The sequence below is a fragment of the Chitinivorax tropicus genome, from assembly GCF_014202905.1.
Classification (GTDB): Bacteria; Pseudomonadota; Gammaproteobacteria; order Burkholderiales; family SCOH01; genus Chitinivorax; species Chitinivorax tropicus.
This window is the reverse complement of record NZ_JACHHY010000013.1, coordinates 1-21,153: the sequence shown is the minus strand read 5'-3', so window position 1 is coordinate 21,153 and position 21,153 is coordinate 1. Positions and strand designations below refer to the sequence as shown.

Annotated in this window: 18 protein-coding genes and 1 pseudogene; 6 read left to right on the top strand and 13 right to left on the bottom strand. The window is 56.4% G+C overall.

The genetic code is table 11. From position 1 onward, the window contains the following. Positions 1-99: 99 nt before the first annotated feature. On the bottom strand, positions 100-1,128 hold the full coding sequence (locus HNQ59_RS11135; RefSeq protein WP_184039091.1) for a LacI family DNA-binding transcriptional regulator: 1,029 nt from the start codon (positions 1,126-1,128) through the stop codon (positions 100-102). 470 nt (positions 1,129-1,598) lie between these two features. Here HNQ59_RS11135 and thrS point away from each other — a divergent pair, with 470 nt between their 5' ends. Further along, on the top strand, positions 1,599-3,506 hold the full coding sequence (gene thrS / locus HNQ59_RS11130; RefSeq protein ID WP_184039088.1) for a threonine--tRNA ligase: 1,908 nt from the start codon (positions 1,599-1,601) through the stop codon (positions 3,504-3,506). A gap of 54 nt (positions 3,507-3,560) precedes the next feature. Here thrS and HNQ59_RS11125 read toward each other — a convergent pair whose 3' ends face one another. Together HNQ59_RS11125 and HNQ59_RS11120 are read right to left on the bottom strand one after the other, a co-directional pair. Beyond that, the gene (locus HNQ59_RS11125; protein WP_184039084.1) at positions 3,561-6,089 is read right to left on the bottom strand and encodes an EAL domain-containing protein; all 2,529 of its coding nucleotides are present in this window, start codon (positions 6,087-6,089) and stop codon (positions 3,561-3,563) included. 321 nt (positions 6,090-6,410) lie between these two features. Then, positions 6,411-6,746: a hypothetical protein gene (locus HNQ59_RS11120; RefSeq protein ID WP_184039081.1), complete on the bottom strand. Its 336-nt coding sequence runs from the start codon at positions 6,744-6,746 to the stop codon at positions 6,411-6,413. A gap of 194 nt (positions 6,747-6,940) precedes the next feature. Between HNQ59_RS11120 and HNQ59_RS11115 the strand changes: the two genes are divergently transcribed. From HNQ59_RS11115 to HNQ59_RS11105, 3 genes are all read left to right on the top strand, one after another. Further along, the gene (locus HNQ59_RS11115; protein WP_184039078.1) at positions 6,941-7,495 is read left to right on the top strand and encodes a TRAP transporter small permease subunit; all 555 of its coding nucleotides are present in this window, start codon (positions 6,941-6,943) and stop codon (positions 7,493-7,495) included. Then, entirely contained in the window at positions 7,492-8,994 is a 1,503-nt protein-coding gene (locus tag HNQ59_RS11110) for a TRAP transporter large permease (RefSeq protein ID WP_184039075.1), read from the top strand. The genes HNQ59_RS11115 and HNQ59_RS11110 overlap by 4 nt, the downstream gene beginning before the upstream one ends. Before the next feature lie 95 nt (positions 8,995-9,089). Then, on the top strand, positions 9,090-10,187 hold the full coding sequence (locus tag HNQ59_RS11105) for a twin-arginine translocation signal domain-containing protein (protein WP_184039072.1): 1,098 nt from the start codon (positions 9,090-9,092) through the stop codon (positions 10,185-10,187). Between the two features lie 106 nt (positions 10,188-10,293). On the opposite strand, the gene HNQ59_RS11100 is transcribed toward HNQ59_RS11105, so the two are convergent. The 7 genes from HNQ59_RS11100 to HNQ59_RS11070 form a co-directional block, all read right to left on the bottom strand. Further along, entirely contained in the window at positions 10,294-10,965 is a 672-nt protein-coding gene (locus HNQ59_RS11100) for a GntR family transcriptional regulator (RefSeq protein ID WP_184039069.1), read from the bottom strand. A gap of 525 nt (positions 10,966-11,490) precedes the next feature. Then, complete coding sequence (locus tag HNQ59_RS11095; protein ID WP_184039067.1) at positions 11,491-12,507, bottom strand: hypothetical protein; 1,017 nt, start codon at positions 12,505-12,507, stop codon at positions 11,491-11,493. Positions 12,508-12,510: 3 nt separating this feature from the next. After that, positions 12,511-13,032 carry a disulfide bond formation protein B gene (locus HNQ59_RS11090; protein WP_184039065.1) on the bottom strand — a complete coding sequence of 174 codons (522 nt, stop codon included), beginning with the start codon at positions 13,030-13,032 and terminating at the stop codon, positions 12,511-12,513. A 164-nt stretch (positions 13,033-13,196) separates the two neighbouring features. Then, positions 13,197-14,012: an ion channel gene (locus tag HNQ59_RS11085; protein ID WP_184039064.1), complete on the bottom strand. Its 816-nt coding sequence runs from the start codon at positions 14,010-14,012 to the stop codon at positions 13,197-13,199. Between the two features lie 327 nt (positions 14,013-14,339). Beyond that, the gene (locus tag HNQ59_RS11080) at positions 14,340-15,548 is read right to left on the bottom strand and encodes a patatin-like phospholipase family protein (protein WP_184039063.1); all 1,209 of its coding nucleotides are present in this window, start codon (positions 15,546-15,548) and stop codon (positions 14,340-14,342) included. 412 nt (positions 15,549-15,960) lie between these two features. After that, positions 15,961-17,214 (bottom strand): patatin-like phospholipase family protein, encoded by a 1,254-nt coding sequence (locus tag HNQ59_RS11075; protein WP_184039062.1) that lies wholly within the window; start codon positions 17,212-17,214, stop codon positions 15,961-15,963. Between the two features lie 151 nt (positions 17,215-17,365). Beyond that, the gene (locus HNQ59_RS11070) at positions 17,366-18,160 is read right to left on the bottom strand and encodes a phasin family protein (protein ID WP_184039061.1); all 795 of its coding nucleotides are present in this window, start codon (positions 18,158-18,160) and stop codon (positions 17,366-17,368) included. Positions 18,161-18,670: 510 nt separating this feature from the next. Here HNQ59_RS11070 and HNQ59_RS11065 point away from each other — a divergent pair. Beyond that, entirely contained in the window at positions 18,671-19,330 is a 660-nt protein-coding gene (locus HNQ59_RS11065) for a DUF8198 family protein (protein WP_184039060.1), read from the top strand. A gap of 177 nt (positions 19,331-19,507) precedes the next feature. Beyond that, positions 19,508-19,765 (top strand): annotated as a pseudogene (locus tag HNQ59_RS19655) (transposase); the annotation flags it as partial. A 191-nt stretch (positions 19,766-19,956) separates the two neighbouring features. Here the strand turns inward: HNQ59_RS19655 and HNQ59_RS11055 are convergent. The 3 genes from HNQ59_RS11055 to HNQ59_RS11045 form a co-directional block, all read right to left on the bottom strand. Beyond that, positions 19,957-20,370, bottom strand: a complete 414-nt coding sequence (locus HNQ59_RS11055) for a CopD family protein (RefSeq protein WP_184039058.1) — start codon at positions 20,368-20,370, stop codon at positions 19,957-19,959. Beyond that, entirely contained in the window at positions 20,367-20,726 is a 360-nt protein-coding gene (locus HNQ59_RS11050; protein WP_246490960.1) for a DUF3817 domain-containing protein, read from the bottom strand. The genes HNQ59_RS11055 and HNQ59_RS11050 overlap by 4 nt, the downstream gene beginning before the upstream one ends. Continuing rightward, the coding region (locus tag HNQ59_RS11045; protein ID WP_343074246.1) for a DUF6010 family protein at positions 20,719-21,153 on the bottom strand (435 nt) is incomplete at its 5' end. The genes HNQ59_RS11050 and HNQ59_RS11045, both read right to left, overlap by 8 nt.

Sequence of the window (21,153 nt, the reverse complement as noted above, 5' to 3'; positions counted from 1 at the left end):
TTCAGAGACAATTAATTGCGGCAATATATGATATTTCAAGCCCCTCGCCCACAAACTTGATCACCAGCACCACCGCGCAACAAGGTGGTGGTCGGGGATTCACGATGCAAGACAAAGCTTGGTTGAGCGCCGTACCTGCAGACCAAATGGCGGAATGTCGATTGCAATCGGGCGTTTGGACAACAAACCAAGCATCGCGTTGGCCGCTGCGGCCCCGATTTCCGCCAGTGGCTGGCGAACCGTTGTCAACGGTGGAGTGGTGAAGGCGGCACCAGGGATATCATCAAAGCCAACGACCGAAATGTCATCTGGCACTCGAAAACCCTGCTCGAACAAAGCCAGGCGAGCCCCAAACGCACTTTCGTCATTGGCTGCAAACAAGGCCGTGAAAGCCCTGCCCTGGCTCAATAGCCGCGTTGTCGCAGCATGGCCATCCGCTTGCTGGAAATTGCCGCACGCCACCAGATCTGGGTCAAACGGCACACCATATTGGGCAAGTGCCTGTTGGTAACCGCTCAGTCTGGCTGTGGCATCCCCATGCCCTGGCGGGCCATCGATGTAGGCGATCCGCCGATGCCCCTGTTGCAATAGATGCTCTACGGCCAGCAGCGCACCGGCCCGGTGGTCCAACTTGAAGCCATAGACCTGCTCACCCACCAGCTGTCGCCCGGTCACGACAATTGGTGTCTTACGGGCGTGGTGCAGAATCTGCTCGTCAGGCAGCCGCCCCTCCAGCAAGATGATGCCATCGACCCGGCGAGCCGTCAGTAGTGCAATCCGTTGCGCCTCAATGGTTTCAGACCAATGCCCAGTGACAATCAGCAGTGCGTAGCCCGCCTCTCCCAATGCATGCTCGATATGGGTGAGGATGGTCGAAAAGTACTGGCTGGTCATATTGTGTGCAATCACGCCAATGGTCATGGCCCGCCCTTTTTTCAGGCTTTGCGCCAGTAGATTGGGTGTGAATTGCAACGCATCGATGGCTGCTTGTATCCGCTTGCTGCGTGGCTCGGAGACAGGCACCGCCCCGCTCAGGAAACGCGACACGGTGCTGGTGGACACACCAGCCAATGCGGCGACGTCTTCCAAGGTTGGTGGAGGGGCGGCAGGGGACTGTATTTCGCTCATGGTTCAGCGTTTTTCCATAGATTCATGACAAGTTTGATGGTTTGACTGCGATGATCTCGACTCAGCGCCATTCAGGATATCAGGGATGAATGGCATCCGCGCAAATGCGCCATTATTCCGTTGACATGGTGCCTATAACCACGCCATTTGTGAAGCAACCCTTACCCTACATCGACCATCCATGGTCGTGTTGACCGCATGCGATGCTTCTCGGGCAAGGTTGCAGTGCCCGATACGCTCGTGCTAGGCTGAAAAACATGAACCGCTTTCCGCACCAAGCGCACTCGCGCCTTTGCCAGCAACACATTGCAGATCTGCTGCAATGCGCGGTTCAGTTCGTCTTCACCACCACGACCACCACCTCCACGGCTACCTAGCGCGTGCAGAGGTAGCCACCCACATGGCTGCCTCCGGTGATCGAGTGTGAATCCTGTGAGTCAGCCAGGACATCACCCGATCAGGAGAACCCCATGTCATCCATATCTTTACCCGACCAATCGGTGCAGTCATTCGAGCATGCACCAAGCGTATTCGAAATCGCCCAGGCCATCGCCCCGCAATTGGCGCAGGCAGCCTTGGCAGGCCTGGTGGACGGCCAGCTGGTCGATCTCAGCCAGGTCATCCATCACGATGCCTCGGTTGACATCGTCACCGCAGCACACCCTGCGGCGTTGCCGCTGATGCGCCACTCGTGCGCCCATTTGTTGGCCATGGCGGTCAAACAGCTTTTCCCCGCCGCTCAACTTGCCATTGGGCCGGTCATCGAGGATGGCTTCCATTACGATTTTGCCTGTGAGCATCCGTTTTCAATGGCTGATCTGGACATGATCGAGGCCCGCATGCGGCAGCTGATTGAAGAGGACTTGCCCATCCACCGCCATGAATTGTCACGAGAGGCTGCTCTGGCTTTTTTTGGCGAGCAGAGGGAGCCCTACAAACAGGCCATCATTGCCGATCTGCCAGCTGACGAGGTGCTGACGCTGTACCAGCAAGGCGGGTTCGCAGACCTGTGCCGGGGCCCACATCTGCCCTCGACTGGCCGGATAGGTGCCTTCAAATTGCTGCATGTGGCAGGTGCCTATTGGCGGGGCGATGCCCGCAATCCGATGCTGCAGCGCATCTACGGCACCTGCTGGCCCAGCCAGGCCGCATTGGATGCCTACCTGCACCAGCAGGCCGAAGCCGCCAAGCGGGATCATCGCAAACTCGGTGCCAAGCTGGATTGGTTTCATTTTCAGGACAATGCGCCAGGCGCAGTGTTCTGGCACCCCAAAGGCTGGACGGTGTTCCAGCAGCTGCTGGCCTACATGCGGCAGCGGCACGATGCCGAGGGCTATGTCGAGGTGAACACGCCCGATGTCATGGATCGCTCGTTGTGGGAGATCTCGGGCCACTGGCATAACTATCGGGACCATATGTTCACGACACAAACCGACGACGCCCGCGTGTTTGCACTCAAGCCGATGAATTGCCCCGGTGCGATCTCGTTGTTCGCACATGGCCTGCGCAGCTATCGCGAGCTGCCGTTACGAATGGCAGAATTCGGCAAGGTGCATCGCTACGAGCCTTCTGGAGCGCTACATGGCCTGATGCGGGTGCGCCACTTCACGCAGGATGACGCACACATTTTTTGCACCTTGCCACAGATGGAGGCAGAGTGCCGGCAGGTGATCCGCCTGATATTGGCCATTTACCAGGGCTTCGGCTTTGCGGATGTGGTCATCAGGCTTTCCACTCGCCCGGCCAACCGGATCGGTGATGATCAGCTATGGGACAGGCTGGAGGCTGCATTGTCCAGTGCATTGGGCTCGCTCAGCCTGCCTTATTCGCTGAGCCCTGGCGAGGGTGCATTCTACGGCCCCAAGCTGGAATTCATACTGAAAGACGCCATTGGCCGGGCGTGGCAGTGCGGTACGCTGCAGGTGGATCTCAATCTGCCAGAGCGCTTTGATGTGCACTATGTGGCCGAGGATGGCAACAAGCAGCGCCCTGTGATGCTGCACCGTGCCCTGTTTGGCTCGCTGGAACGTTTCATCGGCATCCTGCTTGAACACCATGCCGGTGCCCTGCCCGCATGGCTGGCACCGGTGCAGGTCGCCGTTCTGACCATCAGCGAACACCAGGCGGACTACGCTCGGCAGCAATGGGCGATGCTCAAGGCTGCCGGATGTCGGGCCGAGCTGGATCTGCGCAATGAGAAGATTGGCTTCAAGATACGTGAAAAAACGCTGGAGAAAGTGCCCTATCTGGTGATCGTGGGTGATCAGGAAAAGGCAACCGGGCAAGTCGCCGTCCGCACACGGGAAGGCATCGACCTGGGCAGGATGTCATTGGCTGCCTTGATCACACAGCTGTGCGAGGCCCGCCCCCAGCCTTGAACCAGGTGCCACGCCCATCCCGACCAAGGCGGGATGGGCAGCTCTTGGTGCAGGCTACGACTCGGTGCGGACGGTGCGCAACCAAGCCACCAACTGCTCTGCGGGCATGGGCCGGGCAATATGATAGCCTTGGCCCAGATCACAACCCAGGGCCTGCAATCGCTCACAGACCTGCTCGGACTCGATGCCCTCCGCCACTACCCTCAACCCCAGGTCATGGGCCATATTGATGGTTGTGCGCACGATGGCGGTGTCATCCGGCTGACGATCCAACGCAAAGATGAAGGACTTGTCGATCTTCAGCTCACAGATGGGCAGTTGACTCAGGTATGACAGCGACGAATGCCCGACACCAAAATCATCCATCGCGATCTGCACGCCCGCCTCCCGGATATGGCGCAGCACCCGTAGCGCCACTTCCTGGTCACACATCACTGCCGTTTCCGTCAACTCAAGCGTCAGTGTATCCGGGCTGATCTGCACGGCATGCAACTGCGCCAGGAGCTGTTCGCAAAACTGTGCCTCTCGTAGATTGCGCGCTGAAATATTCACCGCCATCCCCAAGGCCAGCCCCTGGGACTGCCAATGCTGCAACTGCCGCAATGCTCGCTGTAAGACCCATTGGGTCAAGGGCTTGATCAAGCCGGTGTGTTCAGCCATGACAACAAATTGGTCAGGTGGCACATTGCCATGTACAGGATGCGTCCAACGCAACAGCGCCTCGACACCAACGACCTGCCGGGTATGTAGATCCAGCTTGGGCTGGTAGAACAACGTCAGCTCGCCATCACTTTGCATCGCCTGGCGCAACTCCCCCATCATCGACAGCCGTCGCGCACTGTAGCGATTTCCACTGTCAGAATAGATCACCACATCGTGCTCACTGTGCACCACCATCTCGACCGCAACCTCCGCGCAGCGCAGCAAGCTGTCGAAGTCCTTTGCATGGGCGGGGTACAGGCTGATGCCGATCATGACTGGAATATCAATCGCCATGTCCAGATACAGCACGGTTTCCCGCATGGCTCTGGCGAGTTCTTTGGCGCTCAGCAGGATGTCCGCCTCACTGGCCGCCACCATCAATGCCGCAAAACTGACTCCCTCGATATGTGCTAAAGCCCCATTCGAGCCCGTCTCCAGCATCTCGATGCCAGGCAGCCTGCCCACGGCCTGATCCAGCCGATCCGCCACCAGCTTGAGCAAGCCATCACCCGCCTGATGGCCCAATGTATTGTTGATTTCGTGGAACTGCGCAAATTTGATCAGCAGAAAGGCGGCCAACTGTCCTGACTGCGTCGCCCTGTCCAGAATAGCGCCAGATGCCTGTTCCAACAGCACCCGGTTGGGGTTGCCAGTCAACCTGTCATGCAGGGATTGATACAACAGCCTCGATTCCGCCACTGCCCGGTGCCGCGCCTCCTCCAAGGCTGTCTTCTGGGCAAGATAGCGCTTGCGTCGCTCGTGATTGATCCGATCAGCCAGCGCAATCGATACCACCACCACCTCAAAGACCGAGCCCAATTGCACGCCGTATTCAGTCATCCAATTCCGTGGCAACAGGCCATATTTCTGCAGGGCGTACAGCAAGACCCCACCCAGAAACAAACTCCAGGCGGCAACAAAATAGCGGGCCGGCAGACTGCCTTGCTTCAAGCTCAGCAAACCAGAGAACAAAGAAACGACTGTCGCCAACAACGCCAACATGACAACCACCCGGATCATCACGGCATAGGGTAACCACAATGCGCCGAGGGCGATCAAGGCAGCCAAGCCAGCCTGGCCTCGCAAAAACCTCGATAGCCAGGGTTTACTCAGCCACAAACGAAGGAATTCGTCGGTGAACAAGCTGACAAATGTGACAAACGACGCCGTGACGACCGCCATCGACTTATCCTGCCACCAGATATTGCCTGACCACAGGTACTGGTAACCCAGCCCCTGAATACCCATCTGGCCCAGCAACATCGCCGCAACATAGGTGATGTAATATAAATAGATACGTTCGTGAATCCTGATCCAGATGAAGGCGTTGTAGATCAGCAGCACGATCAGCATGCCAAAATAGATCGCTTGCGGCAGTAGGCGAGCCTGCTCGACCTCAATGAACTGAGCAGGCGTCTGCAAAGTGATGGGGAGCTGCACCGTGCCTTGGGACGACACATTCAGCCACAGCTGGTACTCGCTGTCAGGCGTCAGCTCGATAGGGAAAAGAAAGTTGCGGTGAAAAACCGGGCGCTGCGAAAACGGCACATCATCACCCGTATGCCAGTGGGCAACGATGCGGCCTTGCTGGATCAGCCAGCACTCGACATGATCAAGCACCGGATAGCCGACCTCGATCAGCCAATTGCGCGGCAAGCCCGGTTGCAGCCTGAGCTGGGTGCGAAACCAATACCCCTTTGCGCTGTAGCCATAGTTGGGGGTATTGTCCTGAACAGGTTGCCACACCTCGGGTGGCAAGCTGCGGACCGCTTCGAACGGCAGCTGGTTGGCCGGGTCAACATAGACCGACAAAGACGGCCCCAAGGAGATCACTTTTCCTGCATCGTTCAATACCACAGTTGAAGCATGCGCATAGCCCATGCTCAGCAGGTTGATCAGAAGATGAAGAAGAAGCCACCACCCGCAACGCTGCAAAACGTTACCTCTCAGATGCTCCCCCATCACTTGGCGACCTCATTCACCCTTGCATTTAACCATTCTAGGCAATAAATGCCTCGACCAAGCACTCCTGCTTTGATTTGAACTACACAGCCACGCTTTTACGATCAATCACACAATCGGCATTCGGAAAACCACAGGCCATTTTTGCACTGCAGCAAATTACTGCAGCTGCAGCATTAAACCTAATGAATTGATTTGAATATTTAAATTAACAATATGCAATAAATCTTATTTTGAAAATCAAACTTCCGAATATATGACTTCGGAAATCCACAAGAAAAATACTGTTGCCAAGCCACACTTTTTGCGTATGATCATTTGCAACTGCGCTTTGATCACCGCTCTCCACGTATTATTTGCAATGGCGGTAATAAAACGCATGCCGTTGTCGCCTGTCCCGCCCCGCAAATGCAGGCGCCAACTCAATATAACAATGACAAAAATATAACAATGACAAAGCAGCTCGGTGACACCTACTGCCTCACCGTGGCCCGATTGATCATCCAGGTTGGTCGACTTCTTGTACCCACACCTGAGATCACAGCCTGGGCGTTGCAGGTAATGGGTGACATCCATGGCTTAACTCACGCTTTGCACAAGAGCACGAATGTTTGCGATGTGTCGGTCATCCACGACAGAAGAAGCTTGCGCTATGACGGGCGACGCCCCGTCGGCCCTGCCCGCTGCCGAATGGACTATGACACCCGCTACGCAACGTGCCTACCGAACAACCCCGTGTCTGTTCCAAATCAAGCTAGAGGAGTCGTTTCATGAAGTTCCTGCTGCAGCTCTCACGGTGGATCGATGCCGTGACCGAGTTCGTTGGCAAATCTGCCATGTGGCTGGTGCTGATGGTGGTATTGATCAGCGCGGGCAACGCCATCATCCGGAAGGCTTTCGATATCAGCTCGAATGCATTTCTGGAAATCCAGTGGTATCTGTTTTCAGCGATTTTCCTGCTGGGTGCCGCCTACACTTTGCTGCGTAACGAGCACATCCGCATCGATGTGATCGTGGGCAGGCTGAGCCCGCGTCAGCAGGCCTGGGTCGATATCCTGGGAGCGATCTTTTTCCTGCTGCCCATGGCATGCCTGATTGTGTATTACAGCTGGCCATTCGTGACTCGCGCCATCATCTCGAACGAAATGTCCCCCGATGCGGGCGGCTTGATCAGATGGCCAGTGTGGGTGCTGATTCCCGCCGGGTTTGGCCTGCTGATCCTGCAAGCCTGCTCTGAGATCATCAAACGCATCGCCTTCCTGCAGGATCTCATCCCCAACCCGGCAGACTCAAAGAGCCACGCCCCGCAAGGGGATGCATCATGACCCATGCATCAATGGCTCCGATCATGTTTTTGTCGCTGATCGTCTTCCTGCTGATAGGGTATCCAGTCGCATTTGCGCTATCCGCAGTGGGGTTGCTGTTCGCCATCATCGGCATCAACATGGGGCTGCTGCAGCCCAGCCTGCTGCAGGCTCTGCCCCAGCAGGTGTTCGATATCATGAAGAACGACACGCTGTTGGCGATCCCCTTCTTTACCTTCATGGGATTGATATTGGAGCGCTCGGGCATGGCCGAGGACATGCTCGACACCATCGGACAGCTGTTTGGTCGCGTCAGAGGCGGCCTCGCCTATGCGGTGATCTTTGTTGGCGCCCTGCTGGCCGCCACCACAGGCGTGGTCGCGGCTTCGGTCATTTCCATGGGTTTGATTTCACTGCCTATCATGATGCGCTATGGCTATGATGCCCGGCTGGCAACGGGGGTCATTGCGGCATCTGGCACACTCGCGCAGATCATCCCGCCGAGCCTGGTGCTGATCGTACTGGCAGATCAGCTCGGCACTTCGGTGGGGGATATGTATGAGGGTGCGCTGGTTCCAGGTCTGGTGCTGACCGGTCTGTACGCCTTGTATGTATTCATGGTCAGCCTGGTCAAGCCTGACTTTGCCCCTGCCCTCCCGCCCGAAGCGCGCACACTCAAAGGTAGCAAGCTGTTGTTACGGGTCGGCACCTCGCTATTGCCACCACTGGTGTTGATCTTTCTGGTATTGGGTACCATCTTCCTCGGCATTGCCACCCCTACTGAGGGCGGCGCCATGGGCGCGGTGGGGGCTCTGATCCTGGCGATGATGAATGGCCGTCTGAACCTGAGCCTGACCCGTCAGGCGATGGAATCCACCCTCAAGCTATCCACTTTTGTGGTGTTCATCCTGATAGGCGCACGGGTGTTCCGTATCGCCTTTCTGGGCGTAGATGGCGATCAGTGGGTCGAAGGGCTGCTGGAAACCATCCCTGGCGGTCAATTGGGCTTCCTGATCGTAGTCAATCTGCTGGTATTCGTGTTGGCTTTCTTCCTCGATTTCTTCGAGATCGCCTTCATCCTGGTACCGCTGCTGGCGCCCGTGGCACAAAAACTGGGAATTGACCTGGTGTGGTTTGGCGTGCTGCTGGGTGTCAACATGCAGACTTCATTCATGCATCCACCATTTGGGTTCGCACTGTTTTACCTGCGCTCAGTCGCACCCAAATCCATCAAGACCACGGACATCTACTGGGGCGCCATTCCATTTGTCGGCATCCAGATCATCATGGTTGCGTTGGTGTTGAGCTTTCCGGAGCTGGTCGGCCACCATCCCGCTGCGGCCAAGGGCAGTGAGAACGCTGATCTATTGTTCCAACAAGCCCCCGATACCAGCACCGATGCCCCTGACCATGCAACCCAACTCAACCCTGACCCAGCCACCACGCCAGCACCGGACCAGGCTGAACAGCCAGATGCCGCATCTGCATTGATGGAGGAAGCAGCCAAAAACACGCCCTGATTGAACCTGGGTTTTGCTGTTGCAGTTCCTGGCCCGTATCAGCAATGCCCAGGCGGTACGACCCCAATCCATTTCCAATCCATAGGAGCCCACACGTGGAACGTCGTTCATTTCTGAAAAAGGCCGGCACTGCCGGTTTGGCGGCAGCAGCCGTTTCTGCACCAGCCATGGCAGCCGAGCCGCAAGTGAAATGGAAGCTCGCTTCAAGCTTCCCCAAGAGCCTGGATACCATCTACGGCGCAGCCGAAACCCTGGCCAACCGTGTCGCACAGATCACCGAAGGCAAATTCCAGATCCGCGTCTATGCAGGTGGCGAGCTGGTTCCCGGCCTGCAGGTGATGGACGCCGTTCAGCAAGGCACTGTGGAGTGCGGACACACCTGCAGCTATTACTATGTCGGCAAGAACAAGGCCTTTGCCTTCGACACCTCCATGCCCTTTGGCCTGACCGCTCGTCAGCAAAACGCCTGGATGTATTTTGGCGGAGGACTGCAGCTGATGCGCGAGCTGTTCAAGGAATACAACATCATGCAGTTCCCGGGTGGCAACACTGGCACGCAGATGGGGGGATGGTTCCGCGACGAAATCAAATCTCTGGCCGAGCTGAAGGGCAAGAAGATGCGCATACCAGGAATCGGCGGCGAGATCATGGCACGCCTGGGTGCGGTGCCGCAAACCATTGCAGGTGGTGATATCTACCCTGCGCTGGAAAAAGGCACCATCGATGCAGCCGAATGGGTCGGCCCTTATGATGACGAAAAGCTGGGCTTCTACAAAGTGGCCAAAAACTACTACTACCCAGGCTGGTGGGAGCCGGGCCCCCAAGTCTCGTTCTACGTCAATCTCGATCAGTGGAACAAACTACCCAAGGAGTTCCAGGCTGCATTCGAAGTGGCGGCAGCCGAAGCCAATCTGGTGATGCTTTCCGAATATGACGCCAAAAACCCGGCTGCACTGGTGCGGTTACTTGGTAATGGCGTGAAGCTGCGCCAATACCCAGCCGATATCCTCGCGGCGGCAGAGGCAGAAGCATTCAAGCTGTACGACGAAGAAGCCGAGAAAAACCCGAAATTCAAGAAGATCTATGTGGAATGGCTGAAATTCCGCAAGCTGCAGCATGGCTGGCATGCCATTGCCGACTCGACATTGGAACGGGTGATGTACACGCCGAAGAAGGCGCCAGCAAAGAAATAAGTAGCCAGCTCAGGCGCGGCTGCCGCAGTCCCATGGCCCATCACATCGTGTGTGGTGGGCCTGGTCGGCCACGCCGACTACTCCCCCAACAACACTCAAGGCGCCCTCAACTGGCCTGCTGCTTGCGGAAGTATGCCTCCAACGAGGCCTCGGCACCCAGAATATGCTGTCGCAAAAATGCCGCAGCCCCAATGGCATCCTTGTGACGGCACATATTCAACAAGGTCATGTGTTCCATCTGCGCCTTGCCGCTGGCATCGGTCAACATCAATTGCATCCGGGTGTAACGTTCTGTGCGGTTGTGAAGCTGCTCGATCAATGCCAAGGTATGCGGACGTTGTGCCGGTCGATACAGCGCCAGGTGAAACTGCGCGTTCAACGTCCCCCAATGCAAAACATCACGCGCAGCCATCGACTGATCGAATGCCTGCAATACCGCTTCGGCCACATCCAGGTCCTGCTGTGTCTGCCGTGGCACGGCATCCATCAACAGATCACACTCCAGCAAGACCCGAATTCGCAGCAACTCGACCACCTCTTCCAACACCAGCGTGGTAACAACGGCACCCTTGTGCTCCACGATATTGACCAGCCCTTCGGCCTCCAGCTGGCGCAATGCCTCCCTCACCGGGACGCGGCTCATGCCCAGATCCCGTGAAATGGCCTCTTGCCGCAACTGCATTCCCTCAGGGTAATGCCCAGACAGGATACGGCTTCGTAACGCCTCGGTAGCGGTGGCGGTCAAGGTGCTTTGCTGCACCCTGTTCAAACTGGACATGACAGGTGCTCTCCAAGTGATGTTGTCCCCCGGGCCGGCGCACAACGCCAATCGGCCATGATGGGGGGGCGATTTCGATCCAGCCTGGAAGCAGTTTGAAGCATTACTGACCAAAAAACATCATTTTTTTGTATACAAAAACTACAATATTGACGCTAAAACCAACCTCTCCAACAGACAAAGTCAGCGCTGGATAAGCCTCCCAGCGGCCCTAAAGCAACAAATACTCCATGGAATCAAATGGCATCCGACCACGCAGAGGTAAACTACTGCAAAAGTTTACGGTTGCACATCTTTTACTTTTGTATACAATCAGCGAAAACATACAGAACAACCGAGGTAAGCAAGCGGTAAAAACAAGTGGTCAGTCAGCTAGTTGTCAATAGAAACAACACGGACAGACCAATAAGCAGCCGCGATCAACACGCCATGGCGATTGCACACGCCGTGGCGTTTTTGTTTTGTAGGTGGGCAGATCATGCATTGTCACGGCCAGGGTCGATCATCGACAAGCTGGCTGGGTGGTCAGTAATGGGCATCCTGGGCGGATTTGGGCTTTGCTTTTTTCTCGTCGTGTTTGTCATCTGCCGGCTCAACCGGCTTAGCCGATTCCGCTTCTACTGGCTTGTCGGGCAAGCCCAGGCAACGTCGCAGGGCTTCGCGCCTTGTGGCCGTGTCCCCTCCAGTCAAGCTGCAGTCACCGATCAGGGATGGCTTGGATACCGCACCAGCCGGATTGCCTTTGCCAGAACGTTGCGCCTGTAGCGCCTTGCGCTCATCCGCCAGTGCCTTCTTCTCTTCCTCCAATTTGGCCCGCTCCAACTCAAGCTGCCTACGCGCCTCCGCCAATGGGTCTTCCGACGGCTCGGTTGCGGGCTTGGTGCCATGATCGGTGGCAACCGCCTCTACCTTTGGCTCACCACCCGCAGGTGATGGGTGGGCGTCGCCATCGTCCGCTTTGCCATGGCTGGTATCAGAGGCAACTGACGAGCCATGTTCAGATGGATGCGCCGCCACTTCATGCCCCCCTTGCTGATGCCCGACCTGCGCTTTTTCCGGTGCGGTCGGGGTAGGTTTGGCAGGGGCGGATACAGCAGCGACCGGCTTGGGTGCGGCTGCTTGATGGCGCTTGACGACAACCAGCACGATCAAGATGATCAATACCCCCACCAACACCACGCCTGCCAGGATCAGAATCAGGATCAGATGCGAGCGGATCAATGCCATCACCCCACCTGCAGGTTGGGCTGCCTCGTCGGAAATGTCAGCAGAAGGAGTACTGGCGGGTTGAATCGGCGGGCTATCAGCTTGGCTGCCTTCAGAAGCTGACACCGCCGCTTCTGCTGCCGGTTTCCGCCGGAACAGGCGGCTGAGGAGGGAGGATTTGGCTGCCGATGCATCACCCACTACAGGTGACGCATCGCTCTCGGATTCGGTCTGTTTGCCAGGACGGATGCGCCCAAGCAGGCGGGCCATGAGGCCTGGCTTGCTGGGTGCGGGATCATCAATCGACTCCGCTGGAGGGGCGGGTTGGTCTGACATGCCTCATCGCTGTGCGGTGTGCTTGAGATCTTTATACACCACCAATATGGTATAGGTCAGCAAACCCACAAAACAGACCGCCATCCACCCAGGAATGGTCAAGCCCAGCAACCGCCAACTGGCCTCAGCACATTCACCAGAGCCGCGCAGCGCCTTGGCCAATGCAGAAGCCCAGGGCATGGTCTCCAGCATGTATTCCAGCCCTGGCCCACATGCTGGCACCTTGTCAGGCGGGAGGCTCTGAATATACAGATGCCTGGCGGCCACGCCCAAGCCCAGCAAGCCCGGGATGGCAATCAGCCCCCCCCAGATCTTTGCGCCCATCTGGCCTTTAGGGTGGAACACTGAGGCCAACAGAAACATGACACCCATGACGATCACCGCGATACGCTGCAAGATGCACAGTGGGCACGGCACTTGGAACTGGTAATACTGTAGATAGAGCGCATAGCCGATCAAACCGGCGCACACCAAAAAACCGAGGAAATTGCCAAGTCGGCGAGAAGGAATCAGCTTGAGTAACATGATGTCCGTGAATATAGAGTAGAAGTAAAGCCAGCACCACCAGGGCTTGGCGCCACGACCGCCATTAGAGGCGGCTGTCAGGCCCGCGAACAAACTGATGGCAACGGATCAGCACAGCGATCCCAAGCGCCCATCTTAGCTGATGACGGCGTGCTGGCAAACGCTCACTCATCGCAGCTTGGTCGCTGATTGTGCATGAGAAGTTCCCGCATTGCACGTAACTCTTCTCGCATACTCTGCATTTCACCTTGCAGTTTTTGAATGTCCCGATGCATTTCCCTTCGCAGTGTTTTCTCGTCCTCACCAATGAATATCGACGCAATGCTGGCTGTCACCATGCCCAGCATGCTGTAGCCCACCAGGACAAGTATGACGGCAAAGACACGTGATGCGGGCTCGGTCGGCACCAAGTCACCATATCCGACAGTTGCTGCGGTCGTGAATGCCAGCCACACCCCTTCGCCAAAAGAGTGGATCGTCGGCTCAAGCCAATAAAACGCCGCCCCACCACATAGCATGGTCAAAATACCGAACAGCAATACATAAGGCAGGCCATCGGGTGAAAACAGATGTCGCACCGAGCTCATCACCCGGATGATCATCATGGCCACGGCAGTCAGACGCAGCACCCGGGTCAACGCAACCCACTCGGTGCCAATACCGAAAAAGCTGGCGGCGCTGGCGGCGATGATCAAGACATCAAGCCAGTTGTGCAGCAGGTAGCGGCGGCGCTGCTTGACCACGCGCATCATCCACACCAGCTCAAAGGAGAAGGCAGCGAGTATCAGCGCATCCAGCCAGCGTCCGACTTGATGCAGCTGATCACCGATGGCGATTTCTTCAAGGTAATAGGTCGGCAATGCGAGCATGGCCACGAACAGCATCAGCCAATGCAGCCGTCGTTCCCACTCGTATGCTTCGGCGGTATCACCAGGCGGCACGCCTGCTGAGCCCAAAAGGACACGGATCTTGTTATACACGTTGTATTCCCAGTGATTGTTGTTTTGATGCGGGCCGGTCAAGCCCTGCTCGGCATTGTTTCACAGCCTGCAACGGTCAGCCTGGGTTGCATTGTCGCCAGCCGACATTGTCTGCCATCAACGCATGCGGTATCTGGTCATACCACACCCGCTTCGACAGAGGAACAAGACACTGTCAGCGGAGCCCCGTGACCGTTTCCAAGTTTTACAAAACACATGGGAAAATATTTTGATCCGTAACAACGAACGCGCATTTTGTGGCGAATCAGACCCTGGCCCCGTTGGGCTGGCGCCATGGTCTGCGTTGGTTTACATGGAGACGCGAACCTAATCCATCTCGGCTGCCACCGCTTGTGATTGGGCATGGGTTGCAGGGCTGGGCTCAGCATGATTCAGAAAGCGCAGAATGTCATCTTTCTGCTTCATCGTATCATCGTAACCCAGGCGGATCAGCTCCCGGGTATAGTGCTTGTCGAACAGCAGATAGCTGGCCAGCACCGACCCTCGGCGCCGCAGGCCCCCCAAGCCCCGCAACAGAAAGCGGATCATCGGCGGAAAGCGGTGCACATGCCGGGATGCGACCTCATCGAGATCCCGACTGGGATGGATGACCTGTACATCCACCTGATGCAGCATGAAATTGGTTTCATCCTTGGTTTGCTGCGGAATCAACTGCACTGTCCGGTTCACCCGCTCCAGTCGCTCCAGGTCTGCTGCCATCCCATCCAGAAAGACACTGTTCAACAGATGGCCGATCACCTGCGCCATGGATGGATACCCTGTGCTCTTGATGCGCTCGGGATTGGAGCGGATCTGGCGGCTGACGCCCACCACCAGCACTTTGTCCGCCCCCAGATGCAGCGCCGGGCTGATCGGGGCAGTTTGACGGATGGACCCATCGCAGAAATATTCACGATTGAGATGCACGGCAGGGAACACAAAAGGAATGGCTGACGAGGCCATGATGGTATCAATGACAATCTTGTTCGGCACGCCAAGTCGATGCACCCGATTCCAGCCTGCCAGCGTTGTCTGCCCCTGGAAAAAGGTGACGGATTGCCCAGAAGTCAATCCGGACACGGTCACAGCCAAGGCGTGCAACGAGCCGGACTCAATTGCTGTCTCCAGCCCGGCCAGATCGAAATTCTTTTCCAGCAACACACGTAATGGCGCATTATCCAGCAACGATCGGGGATTGTGCTTGCCAAAACCGCCCAGCAATATCGACAAGATCCAGTGCCAGATATGGCTGGATACCGACATGAAATCCGTGCGATAGATCTTGTCCGGGGTCAGATTCTTCCAGAGGTAATCCAAACGGCAGATGCCGTTTCGAAATTGCTTGGCTGCCATGGCCACGCCTATGGCATTGAATGCCCCGGCAGAAGTGCCACAGATGATCTTGAATGGATTCCTGGCATCTTTGGGCAGCATATGGGCGATTGCCCGCAGCACCCCGACTTGATAGGCGGCACGCGCGCCGCCGCCGGACAATACCAACGCAATTTTAGGTGTTTCAGTGGGCTCGACAGACATTGCAGATGACCTAGGTTCCGTTGACACGGTTTCATCGCCCGCACAGCCCTGCGTTTTGGGGCTAAGTAGGCATCACGAGTGCGGCTTGGCAAGCCATACCAGCAGCAGACAATGGCGGCGGCCCCAAACTCGGTTCGGCCCACCGGGTTGACCTGATTTTGGGTTGGTACCATTGCTGCAAACCACTTGCATAGATCGCCATGCACCGCACTTTGCACCCAGGCTCCAGCCCAAAATCAGGCCAAGGTGGACGATGAAATCATGTCAGCAGAACCCAGGGTTTGATTTCAGACTAGGCACTGCCTCTGAAAAAATAAAGGCCTATACATGTGCGAATGCACAATTACTGTATAGGCCGATCTGCATTTTTCTTTACCGAACCCGCCGACGGCGGGGGTATCCAGTGCGGGCATCAAGCAGCCTGCGGTTCCGCTTTCGCCCTGTACTGCAGCCATCGCTCAAGCTGATCCAGCGTGTCGTTCAGGCGCTCAGTGGTTGATCGCTTGGCGTGAGCCTGTTTGACCATGTCGCTCAGTACCCGATCCTGATCCAACAAATGATCCAGCCGGATCTCGATGCCATGGCGGGTGAAGACCGGTGCCAGCTCCTCATAGCGGGCCAACAGGTCTTGCCTGGTTCGCTGATAGGCATGTTCGGCAATCTTATGTCGATCGGTATAGCTGAATACGTTGGCAAAGAACATTTCCGCATCAGCATGGCTTGGCTCAAACAACACTACATCTGCATGCGGGTAAAGCGCACGATATTTGGACATCCCCACTTTCATGCGCGAGTGGATGATGGCTCGGAAGGTCTGTGACAATACCAGCGGCAACCCACCTGCAGTGAGCTTGTCGTGGTGGACTGACCCGATCTTGGGATACTGCCTGGCATCGTAAGGCACCAGTGGATTCAAGCAGATGACAAACTCAGCCCCTTCATCCAGCGACACCGATGCATGCAATGTACGCAACAGCGCACCATCCACATAGAAATTGCCATCGATCTCAACCGGCGGATAAAGCCCAGGCAAGGCACACGACGCCGCCACAGCGGTCGAGATGGGGACATGATCATGCCCCCGCGCACCAAATTTCACGGATCGCCCGGTATCCAGATCCGTTGCAATCACATAAAGGCATTTTTCAAGTTGGCGGAAGTCATTGCAATGCCCCGGTGCGGAAAACACCCTGGCCAGGTATTCACTGATAGCCCCGACATCGAAGATGCCCGTTGGGATTGCTCGCCCCAAGGTGGACAGAGCCCCAGGCAGGCTCACGTCCTCCGATCGGGTCACCATGCGCCATGCAGCATCGAACAACGCCCTGGGAATGGTCAACGCGCGTTGCCAATACTCACGATAGGCAGGCTGTAAAAACAGCTCGGGGCGGAATGGATCATCATAGCGCGGATCCTGATCGATCAAGATCCGGTACATCTCGGTGGGTGAGTAGCCATTTGCCATGGCTGCTGCAACCAAGCTACCAGCAGACACCCCGACATAGACATCGAGATCATTGAAATCAATGCCATCGAGGGATTCTTGCAAAGCACACAGTGCACCGATTTCGTAAATGCCACCCAGCGGGCCGCCGCCAGCCAGATTCAACCCGATTCGGGGGCGCCCATCTGCGCGTGGTGCAAATGTCGATTTGTGTCGATTCATGCGGATCTTTTCACGTCAAAGCGTCGCGCCATCCCTCTCCGAGACGGGGCGCGTCCGATCAGACTCATACGGCTTCATCAAGCCCTTGTGCTGAATGGCTAGGGTGATTTGCACTTGATTACCAAGCAAACCACCCCACTTCAGCCACAGATCAAGCGTTTCCGCCCTCGCCAGACGGCGCTGTAGGTGTTGCCTTTGGCTTGGCCGCTGTTGTCGCCTTGGCTGCGGCCTTTGCCGTAGCAGGTTTGGTGGCAGGCTTGGTCGCCGGGGCCGCAGCCGCTTTAGGTTTGGCAGCAGGCTTACTGGCTGACTTCACCACTTCTTTTTTCACTGCAGGCTGGGCCTCGCCTTCAACCGCCTCCTGCTTGACTGCTGGCTTGGGCACCGCCGCTGCCGCCTTCGGCTTGGCAGCCGGTTTGCTGGCTGGTTTTACCGCTTCTTTTTCGATTTCCGGTTTGGCTTCGGCTTTGACAGCCGCCTTCTTGACCGACGGTTTGGGTGCGGCGGCGGCAGGCTTGGCTTCGGCCTTTGGCGCCGCCTTCACTGCTGCCTTGGGCTTGGCTTCTGATTGGGTTGTCGATTGATTGACCAGTGCATTGACGCTCTTGGTCAACTCATCCACTCGCTTGCTGAGCGCTTTGACATCTGACTCCGTCGGCACCCCCAAACGTGACAGAGAACGGGCAACACGATCCTGAAAGACCGTTTCAAGTTTGTCCCAGGTTTCCACCGCCTTGCCCGCAGCTTCGCCCACGCGCTCACCAGCAATGCGCTTGCCTTCCTCTTCGATCTTCCTACCAGCATCCACCAAGGCATCAAAAACCTTGTTTCCCTCCACCTGTGCCCGAGCCAATGCGCCCAGGCCAGCCAGCCAGATCTGATTGGCAGAATCGACGATAACCGAGGTCAACTGCTTCTGCGGCGCATTTTTCTTAAGTGATTTCATTGATCTTCTCCTAACTCATACCCTATTGACGTCTGCCCGCAGCATCAGGCTCTGTCGACAAGATTGCCAGATCCGCATGGGCGCTCCCTGCGTTTGGCATCTAAGTGCAAAGCACGCCGCATGACGGCCATACAAGCGGCTTGCAGCATCGATACCAACCCCAAAAAACAGCCAACGCACCCTGAAATCGTGTCAATAGAACTAAAACGGTACAGCCCTTCTGAATACCCAATCTACCAATTACATCCGAATGGCGGACAATTCAATTTATAGCGCCTTGCAGCAGGTTTTATTGCTTATTCTGATTTACTTATTATCAATACCCAGTATCTTGCCGGCGTTGATCAATGTCAATCTCGTGGCAGCGGATTCATGGCATTTTCAGCCAGTCTCGCCTACCATCGGGGGCCGATATACTTAGCCTTTCGACCAGGCTGTGATACTTCGGCATAGACCAATTCAAGGTTGATTGCACCTTTCAAAACCCAATCCGAGCATCACTGAATACGCATGCAGACACCTAATCACCTGAAAGTCACACAATGGCAAGCCGATCGCCTGGCCACCAGCCACCGTGACCTGCTCAATCACCCCCGTTATCATGCCGCTACCGAGTACTTCCTATGTGATGTCTACGCAGCGAAGGACTTCAGCCTGCGTGATCAGCAGATCGAACGGGTTCATGCCAAGCTGCAGACGCTGCTACCTCGGCACATGGTTGCCCCTTTAAGCGATGCCCTGACCCTGAACCAGCTGAGCCAGGAGCTGGATGAGCGCCTCGCCCGGATGCTGTTCGATGAGATGGGAGCAGACCATATCGATGAGGCTAACTACTGCGCGGCATACCGCCGCTGTGACAATGGTGAATTACGAGCCCGGCAAATCGATCTGACCGAAAAACTGGGGCAAGATCTGGATGGCCTGATTCACAAACCGCTGATCAAATCCCTGCTGATGATGTCACGCCTGCCCGCAAAACTTGCCGGCCTGGAGGAGCTGCAGCAATCGCTGGAGCGCGGCTTTGCAGCTTTCCAGGCCATGCACGGCGCACAAGAATTCATTGATCTGATTGTGGCGCGAGAGCGCCAATTCATGACTCGTATTCTATCGGGCGATCCTCACCCATTTGCCGCAGTAGGCGCTGCAGCTCCATTCGACCAAGCAGATTGAATACTGACAACACGTTAATTCAACCCGCGCACCCGATCCAATACAGTTGAACCTTTCAGGTGAAATGCAAATTGCATTTATCCATATGTAGCTGCGCACGGCTCTGTTGCACAAATCCGCCCGCGCTGCGGCTTGGCCTGATAACACCGTAACCAAGCTCGCCCAAAACGCTACCGAATCACCAACGGGAAGCTTACAACCAAGCCTGTAGGGAGCGCGATGCCCTGTTCATCTGGCTAGACACAAACTTGTCATGGCAAGCAATGCCACTGGGTAAGTGCGGACGCAAACCGATAGTGATGCCGCCATTCAATTCTGTCTGACCATCAGGAATCTGTTTGGACTGCGCTGCGGCAGATCATCGGCATCATCCAAAGCCTGCTCAAATTGGCGAGTCTAGGCTGGCGCGTTCCGGACGACAGCACGCTGTCCAGGTGACAACAAACATTGCAGGTCAAGATTTCCGCCCAGAAAGTTCAGACGTGCCGTGTGCGATGGTGCGCCTCACAGGTTGAAAAGATACTTCGGTGAACAGTCGCACACCAGTTCCATGACGGTAGTGCAGATCCTGATATCTGGGTAATGCATGGCAGCCCTTGATCAGAGTCAAATTGTTGAAATGGCATTCACGGCTTTACGACCGCAAGCACAGCAATGGCGGTGGTGCAAATTAGCACGAGGGGCATTGATCGCCGCCGCCTCAACGCTGCGCCACCCACAAGCCGACGCAGTAGACCAGCCTGATAACCATGGATGCTGGCAAGCACCATCACAAAGACAAGTTTGACGTGCAGCCACGCGGCATCGAACCAATGGCCATTGACTGCCAGCACCAAGCCGCAGGCCAACGCTATGAACAGCGCAGGTCCCGTCACGACCTGATCCCATCGCCGCACAGCTCGCGCCAGCAAGGCAGTGCTTGCTGTGTCGGCGAGCATCGCGGCAAGCAGCATCGCGACTGCGAGCACGCCGCTTGCAAAGATGATCGCTGCGGCAAGATGCACCGCCTTCAGCCAGGGATAGAGCATGGCAAGACTCATGATGGCTGCGCCATGCCACGCAGTTGTGCTGCCCTGTGTCGCAGAAGAGGCAGGTTGAAAAAACCACCAAAGGGAATCAGCGCGATCATAAACAGGCGCACCATCTCGACCCACCGCCACCCACCACCCGCCATCACCTGCATCACGCCCCAGAGGTAGACAAGGAAGACAAGTCCGTGAACCGGGCCGAGAATCTGCGACCCAAGCGGCCAGCCAAACACATGTTTCAGCGGCACAGCAACACCGAGCAGCAACAGCAGCGTTGTGGCCTCGATTATCGACAGAATCTCCAGACGTTTCAGTTGATCGAGCTCAAGTTTGCCTACTACTTGTAGATGTGTCGCCTGATCAGCCATCGACATCACCCCGACTGGACTGTAATCCACCATAGCTGGATCGTTGCGGCGACCGTTTGAAGATGGCCCAAATGGATGGAGCGCCAATTACATACCATATCGCGAGCACCGGATCGCAAATCGCGCAACCGAAAGACGACATTGGTTGAAATGGAATAATCGGATTACCGTAAAGATGATGCAGGTAATCCCAGATAGTATGTGCCAGCCATCCGATAGCCAGGGCTCGGTAGTTGGACAGCCCCACATATGCCAAGATTGTCATGATGGTGCAAAACACAAACTCCCATAGCCCAAAACCACCGCTGAGATAGGCAGCGCCAGCGCCCGCGAGGAAGATTGCGCTGAACTTCTGTCGTGCCGGCTCTGCCAGCAGCGAAATATGCGCAATGAGCACCAGCGCCACCAGAACGGGCACGACCAATTC

Coding starts and splice junctions, on each gene's coding strand:
- HNQ59_RS11090 (WP_184039065.1), bottom strand. CDS start 13,032: ATGTTACTCAAGCTGATTCCTTCTCGCCGACTTGGCAATTTCCTCGGT.
- HNQ59_RS11080 (WP_184039063.1), bottom strand. CDS start 15,548: ATGTCTGTCGAGCCCACTGAAACACCTAAAATTGCGTTGGTATTGTCC.
- HNQ59_RS11100 (WP_184039069.1), bottom strand. CDS start 10,965: ATGTCCAGTTTGAACAGGGTGCAGCAAAGCACCTTGACCGCCACCGCT.
- HNQ59_RS11120 (WP_184039081.1), bottom strand. CDS start 6,746: ATGGATGTCACCCATTACCTGCAACGCCCAGGCTGTGATCTCAGGTGT.
- HNQ59_RS11135 (WP_184039091.1), bottom strand. CDS start 1,128: ATGAGCGAAATACAGTCCCCTGCCGCCCCTCCACCAACCTTGGAAGAC.
- HNQ59_RS11050 (WP_246490960.1), bottom strand. CDS start 20,726: ATGGCTGATCAGGCGACACATCTACAAGTAGTAGGCAAACTTGAGCTC.
- HNQ59_RS11115 (WP_184039078.1), top strand. CDS start 6,941: ATGAAGTTCCTGCTGCAGCTCTCACGGTGGATCGATGCCGTGACCGAG.
- HNQ59_RS11075 (WP_184039062.1), bottom strand. CDS start 17,214: ATGAATCGACACAAATCGACATTTGCACCACGCGCAGATGGGCGCCCC.
- HNQ59_RS11065 (WP_184039060.1), top strand. CDS start 18,671: ATGCAGACACCTAATCACCTGAAAGTCACACAATGGCAAGCCGATCGC.
- HNQ59_RS11125 (WP_184039084.1), bottom strand. CDS start 6,089: ATGGGCTATGCGCATGCTTCAACTGTGGTATTGAACGATGCAGGAAAA.
- thrS (WP_184039088.1), top strand. CDS start 1,599: ATGTCATCCATATCTTTACCCGACCAATCGGTGCAGTCATTCGAGCAT.
- HNQ59_RS11055 (WP_184039058.1), bottom strand. CDS start 20,370: ATGAGTCTTGCCATGCTCTATCCCTGGCTGAAGGCGGTGCATCTTGCC.
- HNQ59_RS11095 (WP_184039067.1), bottom strand. CDS start 12,507: ATGTCAGACCAACCCGCCCCTCCAGCGGAGTCGATTGATGATCCCGCA.
- HNQ59_RS11070 (WP_184039061.1), bottom strand. CDS start 18,160: ATGAAATCACTTAAGAAAAATGCGCCGCAGAAGCAGTTGACCTCGGTT.
- HNQ59_RS11110 (WP_184039075.1), top strand. CDS start 7,492: ATGACCCATGCATCAATGGCTCCGATCATGTTTTTGTCGCTGATCGTC.